10 protein-coding genes are annotated in these 9,566 nt (G+C 36.0%); 7 read left to right on the top strand and 3 right to left on the bottom strand.

Annotated features, from left to right (window positions below):
• The first annotated feature begins 171 nt into the window (after positions 1 to 171).
• Together VB797_RS34215 and VB797_RS34210 are read left to right on the top strand one after the other, a co-directional pair.
• Positions 172 to 750, top strand: a complete 579-nt coding sequence (locus tag VB797_RS34215; protein ID WP_323242262.1) for a fasciclin domain-containing protein — start codon at positions 172 to 174, stop codon at positions 748 to 750.
• A 421-nt stretch (positions 751 to 1,171) separates the two neighbouring features.
• The gene (locus VB797_RS34210; protein ID WP_323242261.1) at positions 1,172 to 2,077 is read left to right on the top strand and encodes a DUF5996 family protein; all 906 of its coding nucleotides are present in this window, start codon (positions 1,172 to 1,174) and stop codon (positions 2,075 to 2,077) included.
• A 318-nt stretch (positions 2,078 to 2,395) separates the two neighbouring features.
• Here VB797_RS34210 and VB797_RS34205 read toward each other — a convergent pair whose 3' ends face one another.
• Together VB797_RS34205 and VB797_RS34200 are read right to left on the bottom strand one after the other, a co-directional pair.
• Positions 2,396 to 2,812 carry a GNAT family N-acetyltransferase gene (locus VB797_RS34205; protein ID WP_323242259.1) on the bottom strand — a complete coding sequence of 139 codons (417 nt, stop codon included), beginning with the start codon at positions 2,810 to 2,812 and terminating at the stop codon, positions 2,396 to 2,398.
• A 99-nt stretch (positions 2,813 to 2,911) separates the two neighbouring features.
• Positions 2,912 to 3,193: a DUF1778 domain-containing protein gene (locus tag VB797_RS34200; RefSeq protein ID WP_323242258.1), complete on the bottom strand. Its 282-nt coding sequence runs from the start codon at positions 3,191 to 3,193 to the stop codon at positions 2,912 to 2,914.
• A gap of 659 nt (positions 3,194 to 3,852) precedes the next feature.
• Here VB797_RS34200 and trpS point away from each other — a divergent pair.
• From trpS to VB797_RS34175, 5 genes are all read left to right on the top strand, one after another.
• Positions 3,853 to 4,875, top strand: coding sequence for a tryptophan--tRNA ligase (trpS, locus tag VB797_RS34195; protein WP_323242257.1), 1,023 nt, complete (start codon positions 3,853 to 3,855; stop codon positions 4,873 to 4,875).
• 60 nt (positions 4,876 to 4,935) lie between these two features.
• Positions 4,936 to 5,853, top strand: coding sequence for a methylenetetrahydrofolate reductase (locus VB797_RS34190; RefSeq protein WP_323242256.1), 918 nt, complete (start codon positions 4,936 to 4,938; stop codon positions 5,851 to 5,853).
• 132 nt (positions 5,854 to 5,985) lie between these two features.
• A complete protein-coding gene (locus VB797_RS34185) occupies positions 5,986 to 7,095 on the top strand; it encodes a DUF262 domain-containing protein (RefSeq protein ID WP_323242255.1) in 1,110 nt (369 codons plus the stop codon).
• Positions 7,092 to 8,225 (top strand): DUF3696 domain-containing protein, encoded by a 1,134-nt coding sequence (locus tag VB797_RS34180; RefSeq protein WP_323242254.1) that lies wholly within the window; start codon positions 7,092 to 7,094, stop codon positions 8,223 to 8,225. The genes VB797_RS34185 and VB797_RS34180 overlap by 4 nt, the downstream gene beginning before the upstream one ends.
• Positions 8,226 to 8,228: 3 nt before the next feature.
• Positions 8,229 to 9,167 (top strand): hypothetical protein, encoded by a 939-nt coding sequence (locus tag VB797_RS34175; RefSeq protein ID WP_323242253.1) that lies wholly within the window; start codon positions 8,229 to 8,231, stop codon positions 9,165 to 9,167.
• A 164-nt stretch (positions 9,168 to 9,331) separates the two neighbouring features.
• Here the strand turns inward: VB797_RS34175 and VB797_RS34170 are convergent.
• The coding region (locus VB797_RS34170; protein ID WP_323242252.1) for a hypothetical protein at positions 9,332 to 9,566 on the bottom strand (235 nt) is incomplete at its 5' end.

Genomic DNA, 9,566 nt, shown 5'->3' with positions numbered 1-9,566 from the left:
TTAAAGCTAATTTTCCTTCTTCAAAAAACTAACTTTTTTATTTCATATAGGGAAATTTACACATTACATACTCTATCGAAAGACTTATTTCTCTGAGGGGATAGAAGCTTCAAAAATCTTTACTAACATGAGAGATAAGTTACATATCACAATAATTCGCAATCATAATTTATGAATACTAACAACTTAACTCAACTGTTCAAAAAGCTTGCTGTAATTACTGGTGTCATCGGTATCAGCGCTTTTGCAACAGTTCCAGTTAGAGCTGAAAATTACGGTGACATGAAAATGTCACAGATGTCAGGTAATAGAAATCTTGTAGAAGTTGCAGTAGCAAGCAACTCCTTTAACACTCTTGTAAAAGCAGTACAAGCAGCAGGTTTAACAGATACACTTGCAAATGGTTCTTATACTGTTTTTGCTCCTACCGACCAGGCTTTTCAAGATTCTTTACCTCAAGGAGCAGTAGCGTTTCTACTCAAACCAGAGAATAAAGATTTGTTGCGTCAGGTTCTTAGCTATCACGTAACAAAAGGTAGAGTAACTTCTAATCAGTTACAGACTGGTACGGTAGATATGCTATACGGTGGAGTAGCAGTTAATGTAACTCCCGACCGAGTAATTGTAAACAATGCTAGTGTTACCAATGCAAATATTGCAGCTAGTAATGGAGTAATTCACGCAGTTAATCGCGTACTACTTCCCGCACAGTTACGTCAGCAAATTGCTTCTCAACTTGCAATGCAGTAATAAATCGAATCTTTAATCTTTAAATAGTAGTGAAAGGTTAAGAATGTTAAGATTTTTAGCCTTTCACTAATTTTATTTTACAATCTTAACAAATAATAAAAATTTCTAAAAATTTAACTACAGCTAAACTAAATATTTTAACTTTAAACGTAAAGAATAGCCCGATAAAATACGCATATTGGTTAAGGCTTTTTGATATAGAGTCACATATAGTAATAGCGATAAATGACATTTTTTTAACTTTTACTTATGTTTTAGTTTAAAGATTTTTTACATAAAAATATATTAAGAATAATATAAATAATCTAAATTTTACATATATTAAAAAAAAACTCTAATTGTACAGAATTAAAACATATATCAACAGTATATTTTGCAAAAATATGAGAAAATATTGTAAAACCATACTTTACACTTAATAATGTCTACCAACACCGATGTTTTCCCATCATTACCATCAACAGCGTGGCAAGAAACATCTACCACCCTACAGCTATGGACGCAAGTAATCGGTAAAATCCGCAGGTCATTAACTCCACTCATCAACCATTGGTGGAATGTCACCCTTTACGTCACCTCACGGGGACTAACTACTTCACCCATACCTTACGAAACTCGATTCTTTCAAATAGACTTCGACTTTATCGCTCACGAACTTTGTATTTCCACATCCGACGGACAAAGAACTGCATTCGCTTTAAAATCATTTTCCGTAGCCGAATTTTACCAAAAAACAATGAGTGCATTGTCATCACTTGACATAAAAGTAAAAATATGGACAATGCCGCAAGAAGTATCCAATCCCATCCCCTTCGAGGAGGACACCAAACATAAATCTTATGACCCCGAATACGTGCATCGCTTCTGGCAGATATTAGTCCAAACTAACCGTATATTTACACAGTTTCGTTCTCGCTTTGTCGGTAAAGTTAGCCCGACACACTTCTTCTGGGGAAGCTTCGATTTAGCCCTCACCCGCTTTTCCGGACGCACTGCACCCAAACATCCTGGAGCAGCAGGAGTAGCCGATTCCATCACCCACGAAGCCTATTCCCACGAAGTCAGCAGTTGCGGATTTTGGCCCGGTGGAGGTGGTATCGAACCATTTTTCTATTCCTATGCTTACCCAGCACCTGAAGGATTCAAAGATTATCCAATCAAGCCAGAAATAGCTTATTTCCACGAAGATATCCAGGAATTTATATTGCCCTTAGAAGTATTAAGATTATCAGATACCCCCGACGAAACCTTATTATCTTTTCTACAAAGTACTTATGAAGCAGCAGCAGTACTTGGTAAATGGGATCGGGAAGCATTAGAACGTTAAATAATTAATCCGTATCTCTCTATAACCTCTTACCTCAGCACTCTCCGCGTCTCTGCGGTTGTAATTAATCTGGTACAAGCACAAAAACTACTAAAAATTACAAAAAAATGGCTCTTCCATACTTGGTATGCTAAAAAAATAAAAAAAGGGAGTAGGGAATAAAAATACGAGAAAAGTAGTATTTATGATTAATATCAATTAATAAATAAAATTTCCCTTACATCATAAAGATTTTAAGCTTTTGAGCCAGACCTTTAGCATACTATGTGCTGAAGAGCCAAAAAAATCGCTCTGAATTATTTCAGAGCTAACAATAATTTAGTTATTTCGACTCTTCATAATTGTCTTCATAGGAAGTAAAAGAGAAAATTCTTTACCTTCAAATGGTACAAATTCATAATGAAGATAAAATTTCTTTACTTCCTCATCTAAAGCATCAACCCTAACTGCAAAAATGGCTATTTCTGAAGTTGCACGAACTGCTCTACTTAAAGCGTGCATCAGAAGCCTTTCTCCAAGTCTCTGACCTTGAATTAGTTTATTTACTGCTAACCTTCCAATCAGCATTGCAGGTGCAGGATACTTCGGTAATCTTTTCGAGAGATTTTGAGGAATGTTCTCGAATTCAATGCTAGATGCACTCGTACAATAATACCCAAGAATCTCTTTGCTCTCAACTCCAATTGTTGCAACAAAAGTCTTGGAGTATCCTTTCTTTGCGTCTTGTCCAGCCATTTTTTTCAAGTAGTCGTTTAACTGTGATTTACCACAGTCAAAAGATTCCCTATCATGAAAGCTGGTATCAAGCAGTGAGATATGGAATTTCACAGACAATTAGTTTTCGTATTCCTCTTGAAATCTTTTCATAGCTGATTTTAAAGCTTGATTTGGCTCTGGTGGATTTTCCATCAAAGATAGAAATAAATCCCGGTCATTATCACTCAGAACTAACTTCTCATGAGATTCAATATCTTTAGTTGCAGCTTCTATACTATTAGAAAGCAAGTAAGAACTAAGACTTAGCCCTCTTAAAGATGCAGCTCTTTCTAAGAGTTCCTTTTGATCTTGATCTATTCTGAGGTCAAGCCTACTTTTTTTAGCTTTAGTTGTTGGCATAATCAGTCCTCTATAAATTTAAACTGCTTGTTTGTAGCAATTTGTACAACACCCTGCTTTTGCTGCTAAGCTAACGAAACTACAATAGTTTGAACGCACAGGAGAAACTTTATTGCCCAGATGTTCAGCAGTTTCTATATTCAGTATACACAACTGTAAACACATTTGCGGCAAATGTACACACAATTTTAGATAAATAATAATTATATGAGTATATATTTTTTTCAAACGCAAAGTATCGCAAAGGTTCTCGCAGAGGAATGCAGAGAGTAAGATTCCTATTCCCAATCCCCCATGCCCAATCTTCAAAACCGATCCGTCGCATCAATCAAAGCAGTTTGAATACCCGGTTCGCTCATTGATTTTAATTTAAAATTTAAATATAGGAATCCTACTTGAATCTTGCTAAGTATACTTAGAATAAAAGCTTTGTATAGCAGGCTTAGAGCTAAATTATTTTTTCAAAAATCAAATAGGAGTCCTATGGTAGGTTACACTGCATTTCCGTAAAGTTTAGCGCAGTATTATCAAGCTGATTCGCGAAATGTAGAAACGCGATATATCGCGTCTCTACATCTTGTGCATAAAAACTTTGCCTCTTCACCTCTTTGCGTGCGATATTGTCAAACTATGGATTGAAATAATTAAAGTAAAAATTTATGGGTAAGCAACGAGTTTTTTCTGGAGTTCAACCAACTGGTAATCTACATTTAGGTAACTATTTAGGAGCTATTCGCAACTGGATAGAGATTCAAAACCAGTATAAAGACGAATATGAAAATTATTTTTGTATAGTAGATTTACACGCGATTACCGTACCGCAAGACCCCAAAGAATTAGCCGCAAATACTTATCATTTAGCTGCAATTTATTTAGCGTGCGGTTTGGATTTAAATTATTCCAATATCTTTGTACAGTCTCACGTTTCCGCTCACAGCGAACTAACTTGGTTGCTTAACTGTATCACTCCCCTTAACTGGTTGGAAGATATGATTCAGTATAAGGAAAAAGCAATCAAGCAAGGTGAAAATGTAAATGTGGGTTTGCTGGATTATCCCGTACTGATGGCTGCCGATATTTTGCTGTATCAAGCCGATAAAGTTCCCGTGGGTGAAGACCAAAAACAACATATAGAATTAACGAGAGATATTGTCAATAGATTTAACCATCAATTCGCGAAACCTAATAAACCTGTATTGAAATTACCAGAGCCTTTGATTCGTAAAGAAGGGGCAAGGGTAATGAGTTTAACCGACGGTAGCAAAAAAATGTCAAAATCTGACCCCTCAGAATTAAGTCGGATTAATTTGACAGATACCCCGGATGAAATTACCAAGAAATTCAAACGCTGTAAAACTGATACCGTGCGCGGTTTAGAATTTGATAATCCTGAACGTCCCGAATGCAATAACCTACTAACTCTTTATATGCTGCTTGCGGGTAAAACTAAGGAAGAAGTAGCAGCAGAATGTCAAGATATGGGTTGGGGTCAATTTAAGCCCTTATTGGCAGAAACAGCCGTTAACGCTCTACAACCCATTCAAGAGAAATATCAAGCCGTAATGGACGATAAAGCTTATCTAGAGCAAGTTTTGCGCGATGGTAGAGAAAAAGCCGAAGCGATCGCCAATGAAACTTTAAAACAGGTAAAATCAGCATTAGGTTTCTCTATGCCTTTGTAAGCTTTCCTCTAACAGTCAGATGTGATAGAGATGTACCAAGTATCCAAATACCTCAATGTTATGCTTGGTACATTAAATCCAACTCAATTAACAACATTTCGTGCGGCTGCACAAGCAGATGAATTTCTAATTACTGCTGAAGTCGCACCACCGAAAGGCGGTAATCCAGAACACATGATACAAATGTCGGCGACTCTTAAGGGAAGGGTTCATGCCGTCAATATCACCGATGGTAGCCGCGCAGTTTTACGGATGTCATCGTTAGCAGCGTCTGTAATTTTACACCAACAGGGAATCGAGCCGATATGTCAAATGGCTTGTCGAGACAGAAACCGTATTGGTTTACAAAGTGACTTGATGGGCGCTCATGCTTTAGGCATCCGCAATATTTTAGCTTTAACCGGCGACCCTGTAAAAGCGGGAGACCACCCCGACGCTAAAAGCGTGTTCGATTTAGAATCAGTCCGTTTACTGCAATTAATCGGTAAACTTAATAACGGCTTTGATAGTAATGAAAAAGCTTTAACCGACGGTGCAACCGATTTATTTGTGGGAGCTGCGGTAGATCCACAATGTCGTAGCTGGAGCGGTTTGCAAAAGCGATTTGAACGCAAACTAACAGCCGGAGCGCAATTTTTCCAAAGTCAAATGATTACAGACTTTGAAATTTTTGAGAAATTCATGACTCAAATAGCCGCAGGCTGTAACAAACCAATTTTAGCGGGAATATTTCTTTTGAAGTCAGCAAAAAATGCTCGGTTTATCAATAAGTGCGTTCCTGGAGTTGAAATTCCCGACCACATAATTGATAGATTAGAGCAAGCGAAAAATCCTTTAGAAGAAGGAATGAAAATTGCCGCAGAACAAGTACAAACTGCCCAACAATTGTGTCAGGGAGTGCATATGATGGCAGTGAAGCGCGAAGATTTGATAGTGCCAATCTTGGATATGGCAGGGGTGAAAGCAGTTAGGATTTAGATCGTTTAGTTACGAGGCTATACTTCCAGTTTATTTTGGACGTATAGCCTTCAGGTGATATTTTCTAGCTAAAAACTGGGAATAATAAAAGTATGTTTATTAATAACTTCTACTATAAAAGGAGTAAATATCATGACAGAAGCAGATATCTTAGATTTAGAATTATTAGATGATGAAGAAGAGTTAGAAGAAACACATAATTTCAACTATGATCCAGAAAAAATAAACATTGTTAAGCAAGAACCAACTATTGATATATTATTAAGGCGAATTGATGAAGAAGCTCTGAATTTAGCACCTGATTTTCAACGACAAGCTGGTATCTGGAATATAGAAGCTAAAAGCCGTTTAATTGAATCTATTCTTATTAGAATCCCATTACCAGTTTTTTACATAGATGGTACAAATGAAGAAGAATGGTTAGTTGTAGATGGTTTACAAAGACTATCTACTCTAAAACAATTTGTTAGTGATAAAAGTTTTAAATTAACGGGGTTAGAATACCTGACTGAATTAGAAGGAAAAACCTATGATGAATTAGAACGTAGATATCAGCGACGTATAGAAGAAACTCAACTTACAGTTTATTTGATAGCAAAGGGTACACCGATTGAAGTTAAATATAATATTTTTAAACGCATTAATACAGGAGGAATTCCTCTTTCCAATCAAGAATTACGTCACGCTCTTAATCCAGGCCCAGCAACAAAATTTTTAGAAAAACTTGCAAATCTAAAAGAATTTACACGTCTCGTTAAACTTGGTGAATCTCGGAAAAAGCGAATGGATGACCGAGAATTCATAGTTGGTTTTCTAGCTTTCAAACTAACTTTTTATGAAGAATATCAAGATGGCGATCGCGATACATTTCTTAATCAAGCTTTAGTCAAGGCAAATAAACTATCAGAAATAGAGTTCAATCAAATTGAACAAGATTTTAAAAAAGCAATGGTTGCGGCATTCTATATTTTTGGTGATAATGCATTTCGTAAATTATCGAATAAAACTAAAAGAAAATCTCCATTAAATAAAGCATTATTTGAAGCCTGGTCAGTAAATTTTAGCAACCTAAATGAGGTGGAAATTGAAAAATTAAATATTTATAAAAAAGAATTGATTCGTAAGTTTACTAGTAAATCAGATAATGATAAAGAATTTCTAGATTCTATATCTCAAGCAGCAAATAAAATTGAATATAGATTTAGCACTATTGAAAACATAATTCAGGAAGTACTATCATGATTCGCTCGCTACGATTAATAAACTTCAAGGCTTTTGAAAATCAGCAATTAGAGTTTAGACCGCTGACTTTATTGTCTGGTTTGAATAGTACGGGCAAATCTTCTGTAATACAATCATTATTGCTTCTGCGTCAATCTTACGAACAGGAACTATTAGAAGAAATAGGTTTAGCACTGAATGGAGATTTAGTAGAAATAGGTAACGCTCAAGATGCATTTTATGAGAATGCTTCAGATGATTATATAGAGTTTACGATTACTAATGAAGATAATAAACAAGGAGTATGGCGTTTCAATTATGAATTAGAAAACAAAGAAACTGAGTTATTAGATATAGACTTTTCATCATCAACAAAGCCTGGTGATGCAATTTATGAATCAAGTATTTTCAATAAAAGACTTAAATTTCATTATCTTCAAGCCGAACGTATTGGTCCGAGACTAGTTAATGATATGTCAGATTATAAGGTTAGGCGACTTAAACAACTTGGGACAAAAGGAGAATATGCAGGACACTTTCTTAACGTTTATGGACGCGAACCTATTCCGATAGCTAACCTTGCATATCCACAAGCAAAATCAATGGATTTGATAGATCAAGTTGAAGGATGGATGAGAGAAGTAAGTCCCGGTACGCGCATTACAATCAACTCATATCCAGATATAGGTATGACAAATTCGCAGTATTCTTATGGAGATAGTAATCTTCGTCGCTCCACTAATGTGGGATTTGGAATTAGTTATACTTTGCCTATTCTTGTAGCCGTTTTGTCATCCGAACCTGATACACTTATTTTAATTGAAAACCCTGAAGCTCACCTTCATCCTAAAGGTCAAGCAAAAATGGGGGAACTATTAGCATTAGCTGCTAGCTGCGGTATACAAATTGTTATGGAAACTCATAGTGACCATGTTTTGAATGGTATTCGCGTTGCCGTTCATGATGGTAAACTCGATCCAGGATATGTTCAGTTGCATTATTTACAACGTCGAGAAAATAGAGGACTTACTTTTACTGAAGTCGTATCACCAAACATAGATAGAAACGGCAGAATTGATAAATGGCCCGATGGTTTCTTTGATGAGTGGGATAAAAGTTTAGATGCTTTGTTGGAACCAGCAGGAGAATAAAGTATGGAATTAGAGATGGTTTTAAATGAACTTTCTCTTAAGACTCCTGCGAGAGATATTTTGACTGCAAGAAAGTTGATGTCGGAGTTAATCGGTACTTTACGTCAAGCAACAACTAATGGAGTAAAGCGAATACTTCGTACTTCCGATGAAATACATTCTTTGGAACTTGCACCTAATTATCCCATAGCTCGTTGGCGTAATGACCCAGAAGTAGATAGAGAAGAAAGCCGATTTTTCAAAACTCTGGTAACAAAAGCTCCTTTTTGGACTGATTTATTTGAAGAATTTAAAGATGAGTTTGATCTATCAGAAATTCGATATCAAGGAGAAGTAGTTAAAGGTATTGGATTTGCTTTAGTTATTGATGGATTACCAGTGAGTTTTAATTCCGAAACACGTTGGAGCAATAGTTATCTAAGCTTAGAAGTTTCAAGAATTGATGATAATGAGGAGATAGTTAGCGAAACTGTAGAAATTGTACACGCAAGTTGCCGCAATCATCTTAAAGAACATAATAATTGGATAAAAAATCGGGTTCGCACAGAAATTTATAATGGAGAAGAACTTTGGAATCAAAGGGAAGAATTATTTCCAAGTTTAGAATTTTGCGATGATGTTTATAAACAAATTAATTGTCTTGATAACGGTAAACCAATATTTAGACAAGTAATAAAAAAGTTATTTGAACTCGAAGAATCTTCTAAAAAGTGGGTTGATGGAGCTTTTAAACTTGAGACGTTAGCAAGTAAAGCATCAGTAGAAAGCCAATCAAGAATCAGACAGTTTGATTCGGAACTTACTTTTAAATGTTCTGATGGTGAGAAACGCTTTTTCAGCTTACACGTTCGCATCACACCAGGAGCATGGAGACTTCATTTTTGTACTGAATTGAGGCCGGGAAAGATAATTATTGGTTACATTGGTTCTAAAATCCAATAATCATGAATAATAAATTATACCGATGACACACGAAGACGAGAAATCAGAAAGTTTCTAAACTTCTCACGAATGATTTAGTGTTGCCGTATCAGTTATCCCACCATAATTAACCATCACAAGAAAAATAGCGACATCATGGGTAGATGTCGCTACTACAGTAATTTTTACAAATCGTCACCCAGCGCGTTAACTAAAGCATCCAAACCAGCTTTACTAGTGAAATAAGTGAGATGGTCACAAGCGGCATCCGGTGATATAATCCTTGGTTGAGGATTTCGCTCTTTACTAACACTTTTAATGCTTTCTAACGTCACTGCAATATCATTTGGTTGCTTGAGAAAAGCCATGTTTACAACACCATCTACAGCAGTACCAAATAACTTTTGCATCAGTCGTTTT

Origin of the sequence: Rivularia sp. UHCC 0363 (genome assembly GCF_034931125.1) — a bacterium.
GTDB lineage: Bacteria > Cyanobacteriota > Cyanobacteriia > Cyanobacteriales > Nostocaceae > Rivularia.
Note: the sequence above shows the minus strand (reverse complement) of the source record. Positions and strands in the feature narration are given on the sequence as shown.

Coding starts and splice junctions, on each gene's coding strand:
- VB797_RS34215 (WP_323242262.1), top strand. CDS start 172: ATGAATACTAACAACTTAACTCAACTGTTCAAAAAGCTTGCTGTAATT.
- VB797_RS34210 (WP_323242261.1), top strand. CDS start 1,172: ATGTCTACCAACACCGATGTTTTCCCATCATTACCATCAACAGCGTGG.
- VB797_RS34205 (WP_323242259.1), bottom strand. CDS start 2,812: ATGGCTGGACAAGACGCAAAGAAAGGATACTCCAAGACTTTTGTTGCA.
- VB797_RS34200 (WP_323242258.1), bottom strand. CDS start 3,193: ATGCCAACAACTAAAGCTAAAAAAAGTAGGCTTGACCTCAGAATAGAT.
- trpS (WP_323242257.1), top strand. CDS start 3,853: ATGGGTAAGCAACGAGTTTTTTCTGGAGTTCAACCAACTGGTAATCTA.
- VB797_RS34190 (WP_323242256.1), top strand. CDS start 4,936: ATGCTTGGTACATTAAATCCAACTCAATTAACAACATTTCGTGCGGCT.
- VB797_RS34185 (WP_323242255.1), top strand. CDS start 5,986: ATGACAGAAGCAGATATCTTAGATTTAGAATTATTAGATGATGAAGAA.
- VB797_RS34180 (WP_323242254.1), top strand. CDS start 7,092: ATGATTCGCTCGCTACGATTAATAAACTTCAAGGCTTTTGAAAATCAG.
- VB797_RS34175 (WP_323242253.1), top strand. CDS start 8,229: ATGGAATTAGAGATGGTTTTAAATGAACTTTCTCTTAAGACTCCTGCG.